This is a genomic window from Bradyrhizobium sp. WU425, assembly GCF_021052305.1.
GTDB lineage: Bacteria > Pseudomonadota > Alphaproteobacteria > Rhizobiales > Xanthobacteraceae > Bradyrhizobium > Bradyrhizobium canariense_D.
The window spans coordinates 1,327,260-1,347,803 of sequence record NZ_CP088089.1 but is presented as its reverse complement, the minus strand read 5'-3'; the positions used below and the strand labels follow the sequence as shown (position 1 = coordinate 1,347,803).

The 20,544-nt window shown below is 64.1% G+C and carries 20 protein-coding genes and 1 pseudogene; 9 read left to right on the top strand and 12 right to left on the bottom strand.

Annotated elements, in window-relative coordinates:
- Positions 1 to 18 precede the first annotated feature (18 nt).
- On the bottom strand, positions 19 to 1,440 hold the full coding sequence (locus BcanWU425_RS06420; protein WP_085350151.1) for a M20 family metallopeptidase: 1,422 nt from the start codon (positions 1,438 to 1,440) through the stop codon (positions 19 to 21).
- Positions 1,441 to 1,681: 241 nt separating this feature from the next.
- On the opposite strand from BcanWU425_RS06420, the gene BcanWU425_RS06415 reads away from it, so the two are divergent.
- Positions 1,682 to 3,061: an LLM class flavin-dependent oxidoreductase gene (locus BcanWU425_RS06415; protein WP_204512429.1), complete on the top strand. Its 1,380-nt coding sequence runs from the start codon at positions 1,682 to 1,684 to the stop codon at positions 3,059 to 3,061.
- A 160-nt stretch (positions 3,062 to 3,221) separates the two neighbouring features.
- On the opposite strand, the gene BcanWU425_RS06410 is transcribed toward BcanWU425_RS06415, so the two are convergent.
- The 4 genes from BcanWU425_RS06410 to BcanWU425_RS06395 all read right to left on the bottom strand — a co-directional run bounded on the left by BcanWU425_RS06410 (position 3,222) and on the right by BcanWU425_RS06395 (position 8,453).
- A complete protein-coding gene (locus tag BcanWU425_RS06410; RefSeq protein WP_018453377.1) occupies positions 3,222 to 4,883 on the bottom strand; it encodes a thiamine pyrophosphate-binding protein in 1,662 nt (553 codons plus the stop codon).
- 105 nt (positions 4,884 to 4,988) lie between these two features.
- Positions 4,989 to 5,492: a GFA family protein gene (locus tag BcanWU425_RS06405; RefSeq protein ID WP_018453376.1), complete on the bottom strand. Its 504-nt coding sequence runs from the start codon at positions 5,490 to 5,492 to the stop codon at positions 4,989 to 4,991.
- A 217-nt stretch (positions 5,493 to 5,709) separates the two neighbouring features.
- Positions 5,710 to 6,837 carry an alkene reductase gene (locus BcanWU425_RS06400; RefSeq protein WP_204512430.1) on the bottom strand — a complete coding sequence of 376 codons (1,128 nt, stop codon included), beginning with the start codon at positions 6,835 to 6,837 and terminating at the stop codon, positions 5,710 to 5,712.
- A gap of 119 nt (positions 6,838 to 6,956) precedes the next feature.
- Entirely contained in the window at positions 6,957 to 8,453 is a 1,497-nt protein-coding gene (locus BcanWU425_RS06395) for an aldehyde dehydrogenase family protein (protein ID WP_085361236.1), read from the bottom strand.
- A 194-nt stretch (positions 8,454 to 8,647) separates the two neighbouring features.
- On the opposite strand from BcanWU425_RS06395, the gene BcanWU425_RS06390 reads away from it, so the two are divergent.
- On the top strand, positions 8,648 to 9,493 hold the full coding sequence (locus tag BcanWU425_RS06390) for an SDR family NAD(P)-dependent oxidoreductase (RefSeq protein ID WP_204512431.1): 846 nt from the start codon (positions 8,648 to 8,650) through the stop codon (positions 9,491 to 9,493).
- Between the two features lie 164 nt (positions 9,494 to 9,657).
- Here BcanWU425_RS06390 and BcanWU425_RS06385 read toward each other — a convergent pair whose 3' ends face one another.
- The 6 genes from BcanWU425_RS06385 to BcanWU425_RS06360 all read right to left on the bottom strand — a co-directional run bounded on the left by BcanWU425_RS06385 (position 9,658) and on the right by BcanWU425_RS06360 (position 13,787).
- Positions 9,658 to 9,864, bottom strand: a complete 207-nt coding sequence (locus BcanWU425_RS06385; protein WP_007615092.1) for a hypothetical protein — start codon at positions 9,862 to 9,864, stop codon at positions 9,658 to 9,660.
- A gap of 71 nt (positions 9,865 to 9,935) precedes the next feature.
- A complete protein-coding gene (locus BcanWU425_RS06380) occupies positions 9,936 to 10,349 on the bottom strand; it encodes a Rieske (2Fe-2S) protein (protein WP_027565497.1) in 414 nt (137 codons plus the stop codon).
- Between the two features lie 14 nt (positions 10,350 to 10,363).
- Complete coding sequence (locus tag BcanWU425_RS06375) at positions 10,364 to 11,476, bottom strand: amidohydrolase family protein (RefSeq protein WP_204512432.1); 1,113 nt, start codon at positions 11,474 to 11,476, stop codon at positions 10,364 to 10,366.
- 13 nt (positions 11,477 to 11,489) lie between these two features.
- Complete coding sequence (locus tag BcanWU425_RS06370; RefSeq protein WP_204512433.1) at positions 11,490 to 12,554, bottom strand: amidohydrolase family protein; 1,065 nt, start codon at positions 12,552 to 12,554, stop codon at positions 11,490 to 11,492.
- Positions 12,555 to 12,779: 225 nt separating this feature from the next.
- Entirely contained in the window at positions 12,780 to 13,055 is a 276-nt protein-coding gene (locus BcanWU425_RS06365) for a YiaA/YiaB family inner membrane protein (protein WP_085361234.1), read from the bottom strand.
- 36 nt (positions 13,056 to 13,091) lie between these two features.
- The gene (locus tag BcanWU425_RS06360; protein WP_204512434.1) at positions 13,092 to 13,787 is read right to left on the bottom strand and encodes a PspA/IM30 family protein; all 696 of its coding nucleotides are present in this window, start codon (positions 13,785 to 13,787) and stop codon (positions 13,092 to 13,094) included.
- 104 nt (positions 13,788 to 13,891) lie between these two features.
- Between BcanWU425_RS06360 and BcanWU425_RS06355 the strand changes: the two genes are divergently transcribed.
- The 3 genes and pseudogenes from BcanWU425_RS06355 to BcanWU425_RS06345 all read left to right on the top strand — a co-directional run.
- Entirely contained in the window at positions 13,892 to 14,500 is a 609-nt protein-coding gene (locus tag BcanWU425_RS06355; RefSeq protein ID WP_204514005.1) for a TetR/AcrR family transcriptional regulator, read from the top strand.
- A gap of 112 nt (positions 14,501 to 14,612) precedes the next feature.
- The gene (gene hydA / locus BcanWU425_RS06350) at positions 14,613 to 16,067 is read left to right on the top strand and encodes a dihydropyrimidinase (RefSeq protein WP_204512435.1); all 1,455 of its coding nucleotides are present in this window, start codon (positions 14,613 to 14,615) and stop codon (positions 16,065 to 16,067) included.
- A gap of 91 nt (positions 16,068 to 16,158) precedes the next feature.
- A pseudogene (locus tag BcanWU425_RS06345) lies at positions 16,159 to 16,713 on the top strand (sensor histidine kinase); the annotation flags it as partial.
- Here BcanWU425_RS06345 and BcanWU425_RS06340 read toward each other — a convergent pair.
- Complete coding sequence (locus BcanWU425_RS06340) at positions 16,710 to 16,850, bottom strand: hypothetical protein (protein ID WP_007597071.1); 141 nt, start codon at positions 16,848 to 16,850, stop codon at positions 16,710 to 16,712. The pseudogene BcanWU425_RS06345 and the gene BcanWU425_RS06340 overlap by 4 nt on opposite strands.
- A 79-nt stretch (positions 16,851 to 16,929) precedes the next feature.
- On the opposite strand from BcanWU425_RS06340, the gene BcanWU425_RS06335 reads away from it, so the two are divergent.
- The 4 genes from BcanWU425_RS06335 to BcanWU425_RS06320 all read left to right on the top strand — a co-directional run bounded on the left by BcanWU425_RS06335 (position 16,930) and on the right by BcanWU425_RS06320 (position 20,540).
- Positions 16,930 to 17,499: an alpha-ketoglutarate-dependent dioxygenase AlkB gene (locus BcanWU425_RS06335; RefSeq protein ID WP_204512436.1), complete on the top strand. Its 570-nt coding sequence runs from the start codon at positions 16,930 to 16,932 to the stop codon at positions 17,497 to 17,499.
- Positions 17,500 to 17,729: 230 nt separating this feature from the next.
- On the top strand, positions 17,730 to 18,224 hold the full coding sequence (locus BcanWU425_RS06330; RefSeq protein ID WP_018453364.1) for a hypothetical protein: 495 nt from the start codon (positions 17,730 to 17,732) through the stop codon (positions 18,222 to 18,224).
- 134 nt (positions 18,225 to 18,358) lie between these two features.
- Positions 18,359 to 19,288, top strand: a complete 930-nt coding sequence (locus BcanWU425_RS06325) for an alpha/beta hydrolase (protein WP_085350161.1) — start codon at positions 18,359 to 18,361, stop codon at positions 19,286 to 19,288.
- Between the two features lie 247 nt (positions 19,289 to 19,535).
- Entirely contained in the window at positions 19,536 to 20,540 is a 1,005-nt protein-coding gene (locus tag BcanWU425_RS06320; RefSeq protein WP_231190230.1) for a TRAP transporter substrate-binding protein, read from the top strand.
- Positions 20,541 to 20,544 lie beyond the last annotated feature (4 nt).

The following is a 20,544-nucleotide window of genomic DNA, read 5'->3' as shown; positions in this document are numbered from 1 at the left end:
GCTGGATCGCGGCTCCGGTTAACGGCTCAGGCCGGCGGGCGGGCGCGTTAGCGGGCTTGTTAGCGGGCTTGGCAATTCCCCGAGATCCCAGAACAGGCCGGCCATCACCGTCAAGGCCTCTTCGGTCAATGGCAGCAGGATGTGCTCATTGGGCGCATGCTGGGAGCAGCCGGGATAGGAGTGCGGCACCCAGATCGTCGGCAGGCCCAATATCTCGGAAAACACGTCATTGGGCAGCGAGCCGCCGAAATTCGGCAGCACCGCCGGCACTTTGCCGGTGGTCTCCTTCACCGAATTCGCCGCCCATGCGATCCAGGGGCTGTCGAAATCGGTGCGCGATGCCGCGAAGCTCTGTGCGGCCCGCACTTCGACCATCGGAAAACCCCTTTCGACCAGATGCGCACGGACGGCTTCGATCAGGCCGTCGACCTTGGTGCCGACCACGAAGCGCAGTTGCAGCACGGCATTGGCGTGGCCGGGAATGGCGTTGGCCGGCTTCTCGATGTTTCCCGACGACATCGCCAGCACTTCGAGCGTGTTCCAGGCATAGAGCCGCTCGGCCGCCGAAAGACCCTCCTCGCCCCAGTTCTCGGCCAACGCCGGCTCGTCCTCGGTCGGCACCACCTGCACGTCCGCAAGATAGCTTCGGATCTGGTTGGTGAGGCGCGGCGGCTTCAGCGCGTCCAGCTGAAGGCGGCCGTGGCCGTCGACCAGCGTCGAGATCGCGTTGACCAGAATGGTCGCGGGGTTGGCGAGCACACCGCCCCAATTGCCCGAGTGATGACCGCCGTCGCGAACGTTCACATCGAGATGAATGCGGATGCCGCCACGGCAGCCGAGGAATAGGGTCGGACGGTCGGCGGACAGGCGCGGCCCGTCGGAGGCCACGAACAGATCGGCCTTGAGTGCATCGCGATTGAGATCGCAGACCTTGCCGAGATCCGGCGAGCCGATCTCCTCGCCCATCTCGAGGATGAACTTGGCGTTGAAGCCGAGCTTGCCGCCGCGGGCCTCGCGCACCGCGCGGAGTGCCGCCATGTTGATGCTGTGCTGGCCCTTGTTGTCGGCGGTGCCGCGACCGTAGAGACGCGTGCCCGAAACCGTGGTGCGCCAGGGATCGCGGCCGTCGCGCCACTCGCCTTCCATCCCGTCGACGACGTCGCCATGGCCGTAGATCAGCACGGTCGGCGCCGCCTCACTTTCGTGATGTTCGGCGAACAGGAACGGCGCCTTGCCGCTGGGAGATTCGATCATCCGGCTTTCGAAATCGAGCGCGGCAAAAGCGGGCACCATCTCCTGTTCCAGATAGGCGCGCAGCTCGACGCTCCGGTTCGGATTCTGGCTCTCGGTCTGGTAGGCGACGCGGCGGTCGAGTTCGGCGAGGAACGCGCCCGATTGAAAATCGTCACGGGCGCGGGCGATGGCATCGGCTCTGGTCATTATTTTCTTTTTTAGGTTGCGAGGCGAAGGAGCATACCCGATACGGGCAGGCCTCCGAAAGTGGCGGGGACTTCGATAGTCTTGGGATTTCGTTCTTGCTCTCTTGAGATTGGCTTGCCAAGCGCGGCAGCGCCGCTGATTTTGGCCTTGCCAACGTCGCGCTATATGCAAGAACTTCGCCAAGTTCGGGCGCAGCTCTATCATTCGAAGAGCGCCCGGTACAGGGCGCCGGGGGACCATCATGGCCAAGCAGATCAGGCTCAATGCATTTGCGATGAATTGCGTCGCGCACCAATCACCGGGCTTGTGGACCCATCCGCGCGACCGCACTGCCGAATATAACCGCCTGCCCTATTGGATCGATCTTGCCAGAACGCTGGAGCGCGGCCGTTTCGACGGACTGTTCCTGGCCGACGTGCTCGGCGTCTATGACGTCTACGGCAACAGTCCTGACGCAGCCTTGCGCAACGCAGCCCAGTCGCCCTCGAACGATCCGCTGCTGCTGCTGTCGGCAATGGCCGCCGTGACGCAGAATCTCGGCTTCGGCGTCACCAGCAATCTCTCCTTCGAGCCGCCTTATCCGTTCGCGCGGCGGATGTCGACGCTCGATCATCTCACCGAGGGGCGTATCGGCTGGAACGTCGTCACCGGCTATCTCGACAGCGCCGCGCGCGGCGCCGGCAAGGACAAGCAGATCGGGCACGACGACCGCTACGAGATCGCGGACGAATATATGGAGGTCGTCTACAAGCTCTGGGAAGGGAGTTGGGAGGAAGACGCCGTGCTGCGCGACCGCACGCGCGGCATCTTCACCGATCCCACAAAGGTCCATCGCGTCAACCACGAGGGCGCGAACTACCGCATCAACAACACCATCCACCTGAGCGAACCGTCGCCGCAGCGGACGCCCGTGCTGTATCAGGCCGGCACCTCGCCGCGCGGACGGCAGTTCGCGGCACGGCACGCCGAATGCGTGTTCATGTCGGGGCCGTCAGCCAAGGTGATCGCGCCGCGCGTATCGGCGATCCGTCAGGAGGCCGCCGCGTTCGGCCGCAATCCGGCGGAAATCCTGATGTTCTCGATGATGACGATCATCCTCGGGCGGACGGAAGCCGAAGCGAACGAAAAATATGCCGACTATCGCCGCCACATCAGCCCGGAAGGCGCGCTGGCGCTGATGTCGGGATGGACCGGAATCGACTTCTCCGGCTACGAGCTCGATCAGCAGGTGCGCCATGTTCAGAACGATGCCGGCCGCAGCGCACTCGATAACGTCACCCGCGCCGATCCCGATCGCGTCTGGACCGTGCGCGACGTCATCGAGCATGTCGGCGTCGGCGGCGCAGGTCCCGTCGTGGTCGGCACGCCGGAAATGGTCGCGGACAAGATCGAGGCGTGGTTCGAGGCGACCGATGTCGACGGCCTCAACGTCGCCTTCGCGATCTCACCCGGCGATTTCGAGGACATCGCCGACATGCTGGTGCCGGAGCTGACGCGACGCGGGCGGTACAAGGCGGAGTACGCGCAGGGCACGCTACGCGAGAAGCTGTTCGGCGAGGGGCGGGCGCGGCTAGGTGCGCCGCATCCGGCGGCAGGGTTCAGAGTGGGGAGAAAGGGGTAGCGCCGCTAGGTACGCTGTCATGCCCCGGCTTGACCGGGGCATCCAGTACGCCGCAACGTCTCGACTCAATCACCGCCGCCTCTGGAATACTGGATCACCCGCCTTCGCGGGTGATCACGACTGATAATGTGGCGGCACCAATGCCGCAGGTGACGCTGCCCTACAGCTTCCCGTCCACCATCACCTCGATCAGTTTCGTCCCCGGCCGGCCAAACGCCGACGCCAGCGTCGCCTTCAACTCTCGGGGATCGCTGACTTTGATTGCCTCACATCCCAGCGCCTTAGCCACGCCCGCGAAATCCACCGGCGGATCGACAAAATCCATGCCGACGTAATTGTCGTCGCCGTGGAAGGCGAGCAGGCGCTGCTTGATGATGCGGTAGCCGCCATTGTTGGCAATGACCACATTGAGCGGCAGCTTGTGATGCGCCGCTGTCCACAGCGACTGGATCGAATACATCGCGCTGCCGTCGCCGGAGAAGCAGACCACCGGGCGATCGGGATTGGCGATGCTGGCGCCGACGGAGGCCGGCAGGCCCCAGCCGATGCCGCCGGAGGCAAGGCCGTGATAGCCGAAGCGATCGCGGTGCGCACGCAAGGCCGTGATCTGGCGGCTCGAGGTGAGGCCTTCGTCCACGAGGATGGCATTAGCGGGCATGGCCTCGACCATTTGCAGCACCAGCCAGTCCGGATCGATGGGGCTGCGGTCCGCGGCCTTGCCGATCTGCTCGACCAGCGCGGTGCGCCGCGCGGTCCAGTTCCTCGGCGCGAGTTCGGTCAGCCGTTGCTTCGCGCGGCTCGCCAGGGCAGCGCCGCCCATCTCCTTCAACACCGGGATCAGCGCGCGCAGCGTTTCCTTCAAATCCGCCTTCAGCGCGATCTCAGCCCCGTAGTTCTTGGCGATCTCCCAATCGCCGAGGCCGATCTGCACGATGCCAAGGCCCTCCGGCAGCGCGTCGACCTCGCTGTAGACCGACATCCGCAAGGGATCGCCGCCGAGCGCGATCAAGAGGTCAAAGGGCGCAAGCGTGTCGCGCGCGACTTTCTGGACACGTGCCAGCGTGCCGACGAAGCTCGGGCTCTCCGAGAGGAAGTGCGAGCCATAGGGCGTCGAGGATTGGTAGGCAGCCGCGCCGAGTAGTTCTGCGAGTTCGGCGGCCTCCATCAGCGCATCGCTCTTGACCACTTCGTCCATGGTGACGATCACGGGACGCTCGGCCCTGAGCAGTCGGGCGGCGAACGCCTTCAGTGCCTCATCCGATGGCCTTGTGCGAGCGTCAATGCGGGTGGAGCGACCGAGATCGATCCCTGCCTCGCTGTTGAGGATATCGCCGGGCAATGAAATGAACACCGGCCCGGTCGGCGGGGTGGTTGCGACTTTTGCGGCGCGGCGCACGATGCGCGGCAGATCCTCGAGCCGCGTCACCTCGACCGCCCATTTCACCAGCGGCTCGGCCATGCGCACCAGCGGCCCATACAGCACCGGCTCCATCAGTCCGTGGCCCTGCTCCTGCTGGCCCGCGGTCAGGATCATCGGCGTGCCCGTGAACTGGGCGTTGTAGAGCGAGCCCATCGCGTTGCCGAGGCCGGGCGCGACATGGACGTTGCAGGCGACCAGCTTTCCGGAGGCGCGGCTATAGCCATCCGCGATCGCCACCACCAGGCTCTCCTGCATCGCCATCACATAGGCGAGGTCAGGGTGATCCTTCAGCGCATGCATGATCGGCAGCTCGGTGGTGCCGGGATTGCCGAACAGATGCGTGATGCCCTCGTCCTTGAGCAACGCGAGAAAGGCGGAGCGGCCGGTGATCTTGTTCTTCATGTTTCCTCCAGAGGCGGACGTTGCCGCAAGGCAAAAAGCATGATGGCCGAAATCGCGGGAGGCGCGCAAGGAAGCGCGGTCATGGCTGCGTTGCGTGGGACAGCGCTACATCTCCTCGCGCCCCAACTCGAACGGATCCTCGCCGCTCGCCCGCTTCTTTTTTTTCGAGCGCTGCCAGACCACACCGGGAAAGCCTTTCAGCGGCACCAGCGGCTCGCCGGTATAGGTCCATTCCTGCAGCTCTTCGATCGCGATGTGATAGAGCGGCTGGCGGCCGGTGCGTTCCCTAAACAGCGCACGGGGGATGTTGACCATATGCGGCCCGCGCGGGCGCTCATATGCGATCGGCGTGCCGCAATGCGCGCAGAAGCTGCGCGCGGTCTTCGTTGCCTTGTCCTCGTAGCGCGTCAGCGCCGTCTTACCTGCGGTGATGCGAAACCGCTTCTTCCAGCTTCCGACATAGGTTGCATAGGCGGCGCCGTGGGCGCGACGGCTGGCGGCGGAGTGATCGTGCCAGGCCCAGCGTGCGGGAACGTCGATCTCGAAGGTAACCCTGCCGCAGAGGCACTGGCCGGTGGCTATACCTGCGGCGGCTGCGGCTTTGGCCATTGTCTCTCCTCTCGTCATTGCGAGCGCAGCGAAGCAATTCAGAGTCTTTCCGCCGAGGCAGTCTGGATTGCTTCGCTGCGCTCGCAATGACGGAGTTCGTGGTGTCAGTCGGGGCAACACAATAACTCTGTAGCCCGGATGAGCGAAGCGACATCCGGGAAGACCAGAGCTTGAGTGAACCCCGGATATCGCTTTGCTCATCCGGGCTACAGCAGTGTCAGACCGGCGTCAGTTCGTCGTACGCGGGATAATCCGTATAACCCTTCTCCTCGCCACCGTAAAACGTCGCACGGTTATACGGCGTGAGAGGGTAATCCTGCTGCAGGCGGAGCGGCAGATCGGGGTTGGAGATGAAGATGCGGCCGAAGGCGATGATGTCAGCATGCCCCTCCGCAATGGCGGCGTTCGCGGTCTCGCCGGTAAATCCGCCGGCGGTCATCAGCACGCCGCTGTAGAGCGGGCGGAACAGCAGCATCGCCGACGGCACGTTCTGCCAGTTGACTTCGGCGCGCCCCGAGCCGCTGGAGCGCGGTTCGATGAAATGCAGATAGGCAAGACCGAGCTTGTCGAGCGCGTTGACCACGTGCGTGTAGAGCGGCATCGGATCGGGCTCGCCGGAATCATTGGCGATGCCGTGGGGCGACAGCCGCACGCCGACGCGGCCCGCGCCCCAGACGTCGATCGCGGCCTCGGTCACTTCGAGCAGAAGCCGCGCGCGGTTCTCGATCGAACCGCCATATTGATCGGTGCGCTGGTTGCTGCGTGATTGCAGGAATTGCTCGAGCAGATAGCCGTTGGCGCCGTGGATCTCGACCCCGTCGAAGCCGGCGGCCAGCGCGTTCTTCGCACCCTGCCTGAAGGCCTCGACGATGCCCTTGACTTCATCCGTGTCCAGCGCGCGCGGCGTCTCATAGTTGGAGATCTTGCCGTCGGCAGTCATCGCCTTCATGCCTTCGGCCTTGATCGGGATCGCGGAGGCCGAGACCGGCAGCTCCCCGCCGTGGAAGGAGGAATGCGAGACGCGGCCGACGTGCCAGAGCTGGAGAAAGATGATGCCGCCCTTGGCGTGCACGGCGTCGACCACCTTGCGCCAGCCCGCGATCTGCGTCTCCGAATAGATGCCGGGCGTCGCTGGATTACCGCGGCCGTGCGAGAGCACGGGCGAGGCCTCGGCGATGAGCAGGCCGCCTTGGGTGGCGCGCTGGCCGTAATATTCGGCGTTGAGCGGCCGCGGCGAAAAGCTCTCGCGCTCGGCCCTCATGCGCGTCAACGGCGCCATCGCGACGCGATGCGCGAGCGTGTAGGGACCGACCTGCAACGGTTGAAACAACGCCTCGAATTTCATGCTGGCCTCGAATGGCGAAGGAAGGATGCGCATCATATAGCGAGGGGCGGCTACCGAGAGAAGGCGCCGCCCCTGCAAAAGCAGATATTCCCTCCCGCGGAACGCGGGAAAGACCAGTGTTACGCCGTCTTGATCCACACCGCCTTCACGTTGAGATATTCCTCGACGTGCTGCTTGCCGGATTCGCGGCCGTAGCCGCTCATCTTGTAGCCGCCGAAGGGCACGGCCGGGTCCATCGCCTGGTAGCAGTTCACCCACACCGAACCGGCACGGAGCCTCTTCGCGACCGCATGCGCCTTGCTGACGTCCCGCGTCCACAGGCCCGAGCCGAGACCGAACGTGGTGGCGTTGGCGCGCTTGACCAGCTCGTCCATGTCCTTGAACGCGATCGCCGAAATGACGGGACCAAAGATCTCCTCCTGCGCGATGCGCATATTGTCCTGGACGCCCGCGAACACTGTCGGCGATACGAAGAAGCCTTTTGCAAGCGCGCCTTCGGTGACGCGGCCACCGCCGGCAAGCGCCCGCGCGCCTTCCTTTTGGCCGATGTCGAGATAGCTGGTGACGCGCTCGAGCTGTTGCTCGGACACCAGCGGTCCGATCTGGGTGTTGGGATCGAGGCCGTTGCCGACCTGCAGTTTCTTGCCGAACTCGGCCACGCGGCCGACGAACTCCTCATAGATCGACTGCTCGACGAAAAGCCGGGTGCCGGCGCTGCAGATCTGTCCCGAATTGGCGAACACCGCCATCGCAGCGCCCGGCACGGCCGCATCGAGATCGGCATCCGCGAACACGATGTCCGGCGACTTGCCGCCGAGCTCGAGCGAGACGCGCTTGAGGTTGCCGGCCGAGGCGCGGATGATCGACTGGCCCGTGACATGCGAGCCGGTGAAGGCAACCTTGTCGACGTCGTGGTGTGCGGCAAGCGCCGCGCCCGCAGTCTCGCCATAGCCAGGCACGACGTTGATGACGCCGGGCGGAACGCCCGCTTCCATCGCGAGCTCGGCGATGCGCAGCGAGGTCAGCGGCGCTTCTTCGGCCGGTTTGAGCACGACGGTGCAGCCGGTCGCGATCGCCGGACCGATCTTCCAGATCGTCGCAGTCAAGGGACCGTTCCAGGGAATGATGGCGCCGACGACGCCGATCGGCTCCTTCAGCGTGTAGGAGAAGATTTCGCCGGGCAGCGAGTTCTCGATGGTCTCGCCATGGATCGCGGTGGACTGGCCGGCATAATAGCGCAGCATGCCGACGGCGCGCAGGCGATAGGCACGGGTACGGCTGAGCGGCGCGCCCATGTCGAGCGTGTCGAGCTGCGACAATTCGTCGAAATTCTTCTCGACGAGGTCGGCAAGCTTCAGGAGCAGATTCTGCCGCTCGAACGGCTTGACCTTGCTCCAGGGCCCTTCGAAGGCGCGGCGAGCGGCAGCAACTGCGCGATCGATATCTTCCTTGTCGCCCTCGGCCACTGTTGCGAGCAGTTCGCCGGTCGCGGGGTTGTGGGTCTCGAAGCGCTTGCCTGAGGCAGCATCGACCCACTTCCCGTCGATCAGCATCTGCTTGTAGGATCCGTTGGCGAATGGATGGCGCGTGATCGGAATAGCCTGCGACACCGCCATGGCTGAACTCCCTGTCAATGATTGATTGGTTCGATCTGGGTGGGATCGTTGATCGATAGAATACTGCGATGCCGGACAGGCGTAAAGTAGAGGCGTAGAGTCGGCGCGGAACGAACACCTCCCATGCCGACTTGTGCGGGGTCGCGCGAGTGCCATGTTATAGCACGACCGAGCCCCTCCCCGGAGACCGATCCATGCCACATCCCGCGATCATCAAAGACAATGTTGCCGTGATCACCGGTGGCGCGTCCGGCATCGGATTCGCCGCCGCCGCAGCCTTCGCGCGAAACGGCGTGAAGGTGTGTATCGCCGATGTGGATCAGGCGCGGCTGGCGGACGCCGCGACAGGACTCTCATCCCTCACGTCCGCCGCACATGTGATGACCTTCGCGATTGACGTCAGCAAGGCCGAGAGCGTGATGGAACTGGAGCGCGCCGTCCACGAGCGCTTCGGCGGCACCGACATCCTCATGAACAATGCGGGCATCCAGCCCGGCAGCACGCTGTTCGGCGAACCCGACAACTGGCAGCGCATCATCGGCGTCAACATGTGGGGCATCATCAACGGCTCGCGCATCTTCGCGCCCAACATGATCGCGCGCGGCAGGGCGGGGCTCATCATCAACACCGGGTCGAAGCAGGGCATCACCACCCCGCCCGGCGATCCCGCCTACAACGTCTCCAAGGCAGGCGTGAAAGCTTTTACGGAAGCGCTCCAGCACGAGCTGCGCAACACTGCGGGTTGCCGCATCACCGCGCATCTGCTGATTCCCGGCTTCGTCTTTACCGGCCTTACCGCGAAGGGCCGGACGGAGAAGCCGGCCGGGGCGTGGACGGCCGAGCAGACCGTGCATTTCATGCTGACGCGGCTGGAGGCCGGCGATTTCTACATTCTGTGCCCGGACAACGACGTCCCGCGCGCGCTCGACGAAAAGCGCATGCTGTGGGCCGCGGGCGATATCGTGGAGAACCGCCCGCCGCTGTCACGCTGGCACCCGGACCATGCGGATGCATTCGCGAAATTCGTGAAGGGGGATTAGGCGTTTTTCCTTCTCCCCTTGTGGGAGAAGGTGGCGCGAAGCGCCGGATGAGGGGTTGCATCCGCAAATTCAGGAGCAGTGTCTCTCGCAGAGAGAAACCCCTCGCCCGTCTCGCCGCTATGCGGCGAGCCACCCTCTCCCACAGGGGGAGAGGGCGAAGAAACCTACAGCGTCTCTTGCTGATGCCCGCAATTCTTGCAGGCGAACTTGATGCGGGTCTGGCCCTTTGGCGCCTGCACACGGTTCGGGGCGCCGCATTTACCACAGACGGCCTCGATGCGAGTATCGCCCTGCTTGACGACGACGGTTTTCTTTTCCATCGATTCGCGGATCAGGCGCTCGGCCTCCTCACGCAGGGATTGTTTCGACAAAGCTCGTCTCCGCCATAAATGCGGGCGAGGCTTATCCCACCTGCGGCGAAATCACAATCCGAAACGGCTGCTCAGACCTCGACAATCACGTAGCTGTCCTCGACATGCACCGGAAAGGTCTCGGCAACATACGGGCCTTTCTGGAGTTCCTCGCCTCGCTCCACCGCGACCGGATATGACCTAATCTTGACGCGCTTCGGGTCGAACCAGGACTGGCCGTTGCGCATGTCGAACTCCCAGCCATGCCAGGGACAGCGCAGCATCTCGCCGACGCGCGAGCGCTGATAGATGCCGGGCTCGGGCGAGGTCAGTCGCGCGACACAGGCCGCTTTCTCCAGCGGCGCGCCTTCGTGCGGGCAGCGGTTCAGCAAAGCGAAGAACTCGCCATTGACGTGGAACACGACAATGTCGCGGCCGGCGACATCGACGACCTTGTTGCCACCGGGTGGTATCTCCGAGGTGGACGCGACGATGTGACGGGCCATCAGTGCAGACCTTCTCAGAACTTGTAGACCGCGCGGGCATTGGTGCTGAAGATCTTCCTTCGCTCGGCGTCCGTCAGTGGCGTCTTGAACGCAAAGCGCGGATCGTCGAAATCCCAGTGCGGATAGTCCGACGAGAACAGGAGACGGTCGATGCCGACCCATTCGATCAACGAGCGCAGGTGCCGGGCTTCGTCAGGTTCGTCGATCGGTTGCGTCGTGAACCAGAAATGCTCGCGCACGTATTCCGACGGCTTGCGCTTGAGATGCGGCACCTCGCTGCGGAAGCGCTCGAAATGCTGGTCCATCCGCCACACCGCGGACGGGATCCAGCCGAAGCCGCCCTCGATGAAGACAAACTTCAATTTCGGAAAGCGCTCCGGCACGCCCTCGATCACGAGACTGGCAAGCTGCGCCGCAATGGTGTGCGCGTTGGACTGGTGCTCCTCGACATAATAAGACGGCCAGCCGCCACCGGTCGGCGCGTGCCCGCCATAGCCGCCGACATGGATGCCGAGCGGCAGGTCCAGTTCTTGGGCACGCTCGTAGATCGGCCAGTAGCGGCGGCGGCCCAGCGGCTCGTTGGCGCGCGGCGAGACGTTGATCTGGACGTATTCGCCGATTTTCGCGCAGCGTTCGATCTCGGCAATGGCGAGATCGACGCCGTCCTGGCCGACCAGGATCGAAGCCTTCAGACGCGGGTCGCGATGCGACCATAACGCCAGTTGCCAGTCGTTGATGGCGCGCTGGATCGCGGCGCCGAATTCGAGGTTCTGCTGCGAGAAGATGAAGAGATCGAGCACCTGCAAAATCCCGAACTCGACGTCGAGCGGATCGAGATGCTGCTTCTGCATGAAGGCGAGATCCGACCCGGGAGGTCCGCCGGTTGGCGGCCAGGCATCGCGGCGCGCGATCAGTGGCGAGGAGCGCGGATAGGGCGTGGTGAACAGATAGGGCGTGCGCAAATGGCTGCCATATTCCTTCAGATGCTGCTGCCAGCGCTTTGGCAGAAACTCGTTGAGATCGTCGAACGAATGCAGGCTCGGATGAACGTCGCAATCGACGATGCGCAGCCGCGAAGCGGCAGGCTTTTCGTCTTCTCGTAGTGGGCGGTCGATGACCTCACTCATGCGAAACTCCGGTCTAGTTGGCGAGCGACAGCCGCGGAAACGTCTCCAGCGGGTTGTCGACGCACATCTTCGAGATGATGCTGTTCGGCAGGTCCGGCGGGATCGGATCGTCGCCGTCGAACTGCCAGTGCGGATAGTCGGACGCGAACAGGAACATCTTTTCGGATCCGATCTGGTCGATGATCTCCTCGACGCTTCTGGCGTCGCCCGGCGCATCAAACGGCTGCATGGTGACGCGGAAATTGTCGCGAATGATCGCAGCCGGCTCGCGCTCGACCCAGGGCACCTCGACGCGCACCCCGCGCCAGGTCTTGTTGGCGCGCCACATGAAAGCCGGGAGCCAGCTCACGCCGGATTCCATCAGCACGACCTTGAGGTCCGGAAACTTGCCGAACACGCCCTCATAGATCAGGCTCAGGATCTGCGCCTGAAATGCCTGCGCCTCGACGAAGTAATATTCGTAGCGGTGCGACGGCCATCCGGCCGAGCTCGGCGCCTGCCGATATTGCGTGCCGGCGTGGATCGCGAGCGGCAGCTTGTATTTCTCGGCGAGCCGATAGACCGGCCAGAAATGCCGCCGTCCCAAGAGCGTCTCGCCCTGCGCCAGCACGAGGATCGAGACGAAGCGGTGATCGCCGGCGCGGCGCTCGATCTCCTCGATCGCTAGCTCCGGGTCCTGCATCGGCACCACGATCGAGGCACGCAAGCGCGGATCGCGCGACAGCCACTCAGTGGCGATCCAGTCGTTGATCGCCTTGCAGAAGTCGGCCGCCATGTAGGGGTCGAACACAGCCTGCGCGCCATAGAGCACGTTGAGGATCGCGTGACTGGCACCCAACTGCTCAAATGCGCCCTTCTGCACCATCGCAAGATCGGAACCGGGCTTTGTGCCGTTCGCCGGACGCCAGTCGGCGCGGCCGCTTAGCGGCATGCCGGGCGGATAGGAGGTGAGATCGAGCCCGTCGATGGCGCGGCTCACGACCTGCTCTTTCCAGTGATCGCTGAGATAGGGCAGTAGCGTCGTGCGCGTGCCACCAACCGCCGGGTGGATGTCGCAGTCGATCCGCGTCGCTGCCATGAGGTTCCTCGCCGAGATCTTGTAAGCACATCTTTTTGGCGGCATTCTTTGTGTGCCGCTCGTGCAGAGTGCTCCGGCCGCTGCCGGTGCGCAAGAGCGCACGCCCGCGCGATCCGTCATGGCTCGGTTGCATTTCGCTGGCGCGATAAGGTTTGACGGAATGCATCCGGCGCGAAGCAGCGGAACAAATTGCTCCGCTGCTTTCCTTGCGTATTGTCATGCCTCTCAGGCCGCCTTGGAGACTTCCATCAGCAGACGTTCCGCCCTGGCATCCTCGATGCGGTTCACCATCCGGCTACTTTCATGGTTGTCCCGGACCGTCTTGGTCAGGGTGATGCAAGTCTGGATCAACATGACGATGCCCATGGTGAGATAACCCTTCATCCAGAGGTCGATCGGCAGGAAGAAGATGCCGATGGCGATGAGGAAGGCGGAGGCTGCGAAGGACACGTAAGTGAAAGTCACCCAGGCGCCGCTGTGGGGCTGGCCATTCTGGTTCATGATGGTCTCCTGTTGGTTCGAATGATGGGGTTGGGATCAGCCAGTCAGCATGCTCTTGGACTTCAACCGCGCCAGCACGTCGTCCGCGGTCGTCTTGAGCCTGGGGCCAAAACCCTGCTCGGCGAGTTTTTCGGCGGTGGCGAGCGGACCGGTGGCCGCATCGAGCTCGACCAGCGCGTCGTCGGCGGCCTGGGCTTCCATCTGCCGCTCACGAAGACGCCTCAAAGTGCTCTCCGCCTCCGGCAGCGTGGATTCGTTGGGGCGTGCCGCCTCGATGCCGCTGCGGCGAAGCGAGCGCACCGCTTCCGAGGCACGGGCGACGCGGCGGCCGCGGTCGAGCTCGGTGATGCGGGCCTGCGCGCTTGCGACGTGCCGCTTCAGCCGCGCGATTTCGGTTGCGAACAGTGCGCGGGCCGTCAGCGCCGCATCGCGATCGGCCTCCAGGCCCGCGATGGCTTCGGCAGCATCGTTGGCGAGATCCTCGCGGTCCCCGTCGAGCGCCGCGACCGCGCGCATCTCGAGATCAGCGATGCGGGCGACGGTCGCCTCGAGCTTGCGAGCTTCCTGCTGGTCCTGCGCAATCGCCAGCGCAAGGGTCCGTTTGCTGCGCTCGACGGCCGCGGCCGCGTCGCGCATCTGTTGATCGAGGATCAGAAGGGCCGTCCGGTCTTCCAGCTCCTCGCTGGCGGCGGCCACGCTGCCGCGGAAAAGTGTCACTACGGTCTTGAACATCTGAAGCTCCCTGTTATGAGCGTTGCTCACGGATGGTTTGTAGCAAGAAACTTGAACATCGTTCAAAGAAATATTTGAGCGACGCTCAAGAATTTGGTTTCCAGATGACTAAGCCATTGGAACGCCGAGAGAAACTTCGATCCGATTTGAGCCTAGCGGCGGAACGAATGATCGCCGACAGGGGATTGGCGGGTTTAAAGACCCGCGATCTCGCCCGCGAGATCGGCTGCGCCAACGGCGCGGTCTACAATCTCGTCGCCGATGTCGATGAACTGATCCTACGCGTGGGCTCGCGCACTTTGCTTCGGCTCGACCGGGCCCTGAGCGCGGCGGAAAGCGCGCGCGAGCCGTCGCCGCAGGAGACCCTGGTCCGCATTGCTCTCGCCTATTGCGATTTCGCCGCGGAGAATCTCGAGCTGTGGCGCGCTCTGTTCGAGCACCGCATGGCAGCCGACAAGCCCCTCCCCGACTGGTCCATCGACGACCAGCTGCAGCTGTTTCGCCACGTCTACCAGCCGCTGGCCGCGCTATTTCCAAAACGCAGTCGGGAGGAGCTCGGCATCACCGCGCGCAGCCTGTTCTCGGCGGTGCATGGCATGGTGGCGCTGGGACTGGAGCAGAAACTGGTCGCGGTGCCGCTGCCGGCGCTCCGGAAGGAAATCGCGGGCCTGGTGCGCGCGATGATTGACGGGCTGATCGCGCGGGCGGCGTAGAGGCCGAGAGAGCACGGCTCAACTGTCGGCGTGCCTGACTAAAATTTCACCTGTCGCGTCGTGTGCCGCGCGCTTAGCTTCGCGAGGTCCACTTCCCTCTCCGGAGCATCCAATGCCCCTCCTCATCCGCGGCGGCACCGTCGTCAATCATGATCATTCGCGCCGCGCGGACGTGCTGATCGACGGCGCGACCGTCGTCGCGATCGGGCGGTCGCTCGATGCGCCGACGGGGTGCGAGATCATCGATGCGGGCGGCGCTTACGTCATCCCGGGCGGCATCGATCCGCACACCCATCTCGAAATGCCGTTCATGGGCACGGTCACCGCCGATGATTTCGAATCGGGGACCAAGGCGGCGCTGGCCGGCGGCACCACCATGGTGGTGGATTTCTGTCTGCCCGATCCAGGCCAGTCGATGCTCGCGGCCTATCAGGAGTGGCGGCACAAATCCGAGAAGGCGGCCTCCGATTACGGCTTCCACATGGCGGTAACGTCGTGGTCGAAGCAAATCCATGACGAGATGGAGACCGTGGTCAAAACCTACGGCATCAACACCTTCAAGCACTTCATGGCCTACAAAGGCGCGCTGATGGTGAACGACGACGAGCTCTACAACTCGTTCGCCCGCTGCGCCCATCTCGGCGCCATGCCGGTCGTGCATGCGGAGAACGGCGACGTCGTCGCCCTGATGCAGGAGGCGCTGATCGCGCGCGGCATCACCGGGCCCGAGGGACACGCTTATTCACGGCCGCCGGAGGTGGAGGGTGAAGCCACCAACCGCGCCATCATGATCGCCGACATGACGGGGACGCCGGTCTACATCGTGCACACGAGCTGCCGCGAAGCGCATGAGGCGATCGCGCGCGCACGTGCGGCGGGCAAGCGCGTCTATGGCGAGCCGTTGATCCAGCACTTGTTGCTGGACGCCGGTGAATATCAGAACAAGGACTGGGATCATGCCGCGCAGCGCGTGATGTCGCCGCCGTTCCGCGACAGGTCGCATCAGGATAGTCTTTGGGCCGGTCTGCAAGCCGGCTCGCTGCAGGTGGTCGCGACCGACCACTGCGCCTTCACCACCGAGCAGAAGCGGTTCGGGTTCGGCGATTTCAGAAAGATCCCGAACGGCACCGGCGGCCTCGAAGATCGCCTCGCCCTGCTGTGGACCGCGGGCGTCGCCACGGGACGGTTGACGAAGGAAGAATTCGTCGCAGTCACCTCGGCGAATATCGCCCGCATCCTCAACATCTATCCGCGCAAGGGCGCGGTCGCCGTCGGCTCGGATGCAGATATCGTGGTTTGGGATCCCAAGGCGAGCAAGACCATCAGCGCGAAGCGGCAGATGAGCCGGATCGATTACAACGTGTTCGAGGGGTTTTCCTGCACCGGCGGACCGGCGGCGACGCTGTCGCGCGGCCGAATCGTCTGGAAAGACGGCGATCTGCGCGCCGAGGCCGGCGACGGCCGTTATGTCGAGCGCCCGGCGTTCTCGCCCGTGCATGTCGCCAATTCGACGTGGAAGGAGCTGACCGCCCCACGCGCCGTGCCCCGCGGAGCGGTGACGCCGTAGAATTGATGGCCGCGGCCTCGGCGTCCACGTGTTTTAGGCAATGCCTGTCATCGTCAACAACCACGTCGGGGGGGTGATCTACACGACGCGGACGCTTCAGGGCAAAGCGGGCAGCCTGACGCCGGCCGAGCAGGAGACGTTCATCGCCAACATCCTGTCCGACACAAAGCGGCTGGAAGCGATGGCGCAGCGGCTGCGCGAACTCGCGCGTGCCGAAAGCCTGCCGCAAAACGAGCGCACGGAATTGGCGCCGGTGATTGCCGACCTCAGGAGCCGATTTCCGGCGAGCTCGATAGAGGCCAGCGGCAGCCTCGACCTGATGATCGGCATGTCGGCCGAGAAGGCGCTGATCGTGCTGTCGCATCTCGCCGATAATGCGATGCGACACAAGGCTGGGACAATCAGGCTGAAAGCGATCGACGAGCGTACGACCCTGCGTGTGACGGTAAGCAATGACGGCGAGCCGATCTCGGCGCCGAACCGCGACAGGATCTTCGACGCGTTCTTCACCACGCGCCGCGACCAGGGCGGCACCGGGATGGGGCTCGCGATCGCGCGCGCGGTGATGGCGAGCCATGGCGGCTCGATCAGGCTCACGCCGACCGATCAGGGCGCGGCGTTCGAGCTGCAGTTTCCAATGGGCTAGATCGCGAACACCCAGGCGGCGACGATGGTGCCGATGGTGACCAGACCGGCGATGGTCCAGCCGGCGGCGTATTCCAGCTCAGGATGACCGGTCGCCCGCATGATCTCTGCCGGATCGGCGGTATGCTTCTCTGCCATGACAGCCTCGCACGTTACTTTCCGCGTCATATGTAAGTCGCATCAGCCACCATTAGGTTCCATCACGGAAATGCGAGGAATGACGCAGCTTGGTTTGTTCGCCGATCCGCACGTAGGGCCCGCCGGCCTTCGCTATGCCGATGACTTCGTCGAGACCGCCGTCGAGCAGGCGCTCATCGGCCGCATCGCAGCATTGCCGCTCCAGCGCTTCCAGTTCGGCGCCTTTGAGGGCAACCGCCGGGTGGCGTCCTTCGGCTATCGCTATGACTATTCGCTGCAGCGGCTGGCCGAGGCCGAGCCGATCCCGGACTGGGTCCTGCCCGTCGCGCGGCAGGTCGAGGCATGGGCTGGGCTTGCCGGCGGCAGCGTGCGGCAGGTGCTCTGCACCGAATACGAGGCCGGCGTCGGCATCGGCTGGCATCGCGACAAGCCGCATTTCGACAAAATCCTCGGCGTGTCGCTGGGCTCCTCCTGCAAATTCCGTTTCCGCCGCCGTAGCGGCGACAAATGGGAGCGCCACACGCTCGAAGCCCGGCCGCGCTCGCTTTACATGATGGACGGCGAGGCGCGGTCGCAATGGGAGCACAGCATCCCGCCGGTCGAGGCGCGCCGCTATTCCATCACCTTCCGGACGATGAAGCAGGCCTGACAGGTCGGCCAAACAAAAAAACGCGAAAACAACCCCATGCACAGTAGAACGGCCGTCTCGGCGCGGGGCTCGGCCCCGCGGCGTAACCGTTTGACACCTCGGAGCAAAACAGCCGTAGCGCGCGAAGGCGCGAGGCGAGGCGAACTTGCCTTCCAATTCGGATTTACATGCTAATCTGGTTCCGCGCGCTTCTCGGAGGGAAGCCGCGATTGCAGGTCCAGGGAGGGAAGATGAAAGCCGGTCGATTGATCTTCGCCTGCACCCTCGTCCTCGCAGCCGCCTCCGGCGTCGCGGGAGCCTCCGACGCGACGCCCGCAAAAGTCTCGGGCGCGACGGCGCTGGCGCTCGCGGGGGTGATCGCGCCGCTGTCGTCGGTCCTGTCTGGCGCCGAGAAGAAGGCAATGGCGATGCTGTTCGCCGCCAACAGCGACATTCCCTACAAGAAGCCGATCATGGTGACCGCCGATCGAATCGTCTGTCGCGCCGGCAATGTCGACATCACCGTCCGGAACTGCGAGGTCACCTTCGGCAAGAAGACCCGGACGGTGAATGGCTCCACGGCCAACGAGATCTTCGCCACCGAAGCTCTGGCCGGCATTCCGGCCGACGGCGCCGCGGGATCGAATTTCGAGAGCCTGACCAAGCTGAGCTGCACGATCGACCCCAATGCCATCCGCCGGAAGGACGGCAGCGGGGCGGATTGCACGTTCCAGCCGGGGAATTGAACCACGCGTGGAGGACGAGCCGAGAGAACCATGGGTGCCGCGAAATCGCCTCATGACCAACTAACTAATAAGGCGAATTGAAAAGACGGGCCAAACGCGCGAGCCCATATCGGGCACGCAGGGCCACCACCGACATGAAGAATTTTCTCGCATTTTTTCTGATTCTGGGCCTGACGGCAGCCTCCGCGCACGGCCCCTTGCCGCCGCGGCCGGCTGCGCGGTCCGATCTTGTCCAGGTCGGCCTCACAGATAGCGACACCACCGCAGGCGGCACCGCGCGGCTATGCGAGCAGGTCACCTTCTCGCGCGGCCTGCGCTACGGCGAGAGCGAAGCCAATGTGCTCGATGTCGCCACCGCCACGACCAAGGCGGATACGCCGCGGCCGGTGCTGCTGTTCGTGACCGGCGACACCTTCACTGGCGACCGCGCCGCGCCGGAGCTGTCGCGCCAGATCCAGGACCAGGCCATGTGCTTTGCCGCGCGCAACGACATGATCGGCGTGCGCGTCAACTACCGGCTGGCGCCCTCGGCGACGTGGCCGGCGGGTGCGAGCGACGTGGCGGCGGCGCTGTCCTGGGTCTACGGCAATATCGACCTATTCAACGGCGATGCCCGCGAGATCGTCGCAGTCGGCTACGGCGCCGGCGCCTTCCACGTCGCCACCCTGCTGGCCCATCCCGAACTCCAGACCGACCGCGCCGATGTCGCGGCGGTCGTGCTGGTGTCCGGGATCTACCGCGCCGGCAAGGACGCCAGCGACAGCGAGAAGGCCTATCTCGGCAGGGACGCCAGCCAGTACAACAAGCGCTCGGTCTTCCCCGGCATCCTCAATGTGGACGTCCCGATCGTGCTGGCCTGGGCCGCGGATGATTCCGCCGGCATCACGGCGCAGGGCGAAACCCTGAAGAAGACGCTCTGCGGCGCCGGCCATTGTCCGCGTAGCGCGCTGCTGCGCAGCCGCGACGGCATCGCGAGCGCCTTCGGCCTCGACGGCTCCGGCGACAGCCTCGCCGAGCCGACACTGCTGCTGGTGCATCAGCTCGAGGCGCGCGGTCTGCCGTAGCGGCGTGTTGCCGGCAGCGCGCTGATAACGTCCACCTTTAGCTGGGTTGCCCTCTCGCGGCCGCGCGCTCTCAGACAATTGTCTCGCCGGCGTTAGCACGCTTCAAACTACGATTCGCGATCTGGTCGCCGCCCGGATCGCCGCGTGCTATCTAGGAGAGTTCTCTGAAGCATTTCTATCTATGGGGGTTCGTTAGGGACCGAGCAAATCGGCGTTTCGACGCGCCGCCGCCACGATCGGAAAACCGATGCTTAGTTTGCTTGCACGATGCGCGGTGATCTCTTTTGCGTTGATTTCGGCCTCCGCCGCCGAACCGGTCAAGCTCAAATTGGCCTTCCCCAGTTCCGACCGCTCGACGAGTTATCTCGCTGCGGTCAAGCCATTCGTCGACGCGGTCAACGCCGAGGCAAGAGGCCAGATCGAAATCGAGACCTATTTCAGCGGCGTGCTTGGAAAGGATCCGGCTGAGCAACCCCAGCTCGTGCTCGATGGTACGGCCGACATCGCCTACGTCGTGACGGGACTGACTCGCAACCGGTTCGCAGACAATGCAATCATCGAGATGCCCGGCCTGTTTACGAACATGCGGGAGTCCGTTGCGGTGTTCAACCGGCTTATGGCCGCCAGCGCGCTGCAAGGATACGACGACTACGTGGTGATCGGCGCCTATGTCACCGAGCCCGAGACGATCCACAGCAACATTCCGATCACGTCGCTGAATGATCTGAAGGACAAGAGAATTCGCGTCAACAATCCGGGCGAAGCCGCAGCGCTCGAAAAGCTCGGAGCGCGGCCCGTATTTCTGCCGGTCACCAAGATCTCCGAAGCCATCGGCAGCGGCAGCATCGATGGCGCCCTGGTACCACCATCTCCATTGGTCGATTACGGCATCAAACGCGTTGCGACCTATCATTACCTTCTTGGCATCAGCGGCGCACCGCTGATGGTTTTGATGAACCGGAAAATATTCAACCGGCTGCCGAAACCTGCACAGGCGACCATCCTCAAATACAGCGGTGCGTGGTCTGCCGGACGTTTCATGGATACCTACGAAGCCGTTGAAAACAGCATTATGGGGGAGCTGAAGTCCGATCCCAAACGCCAGGTGACCATACCCACGCCGTCGGACCTCGATGCGGCCAATGCCGTGTTCGCGGCCGTTGCCGACGATTGGGCTTCGAAAAGTGAGCGCAATGCCGAACTGCTAAAAACGGTTCGGGCCGAGCTCACGAAAATGCGATCGACCCGGTAGCACT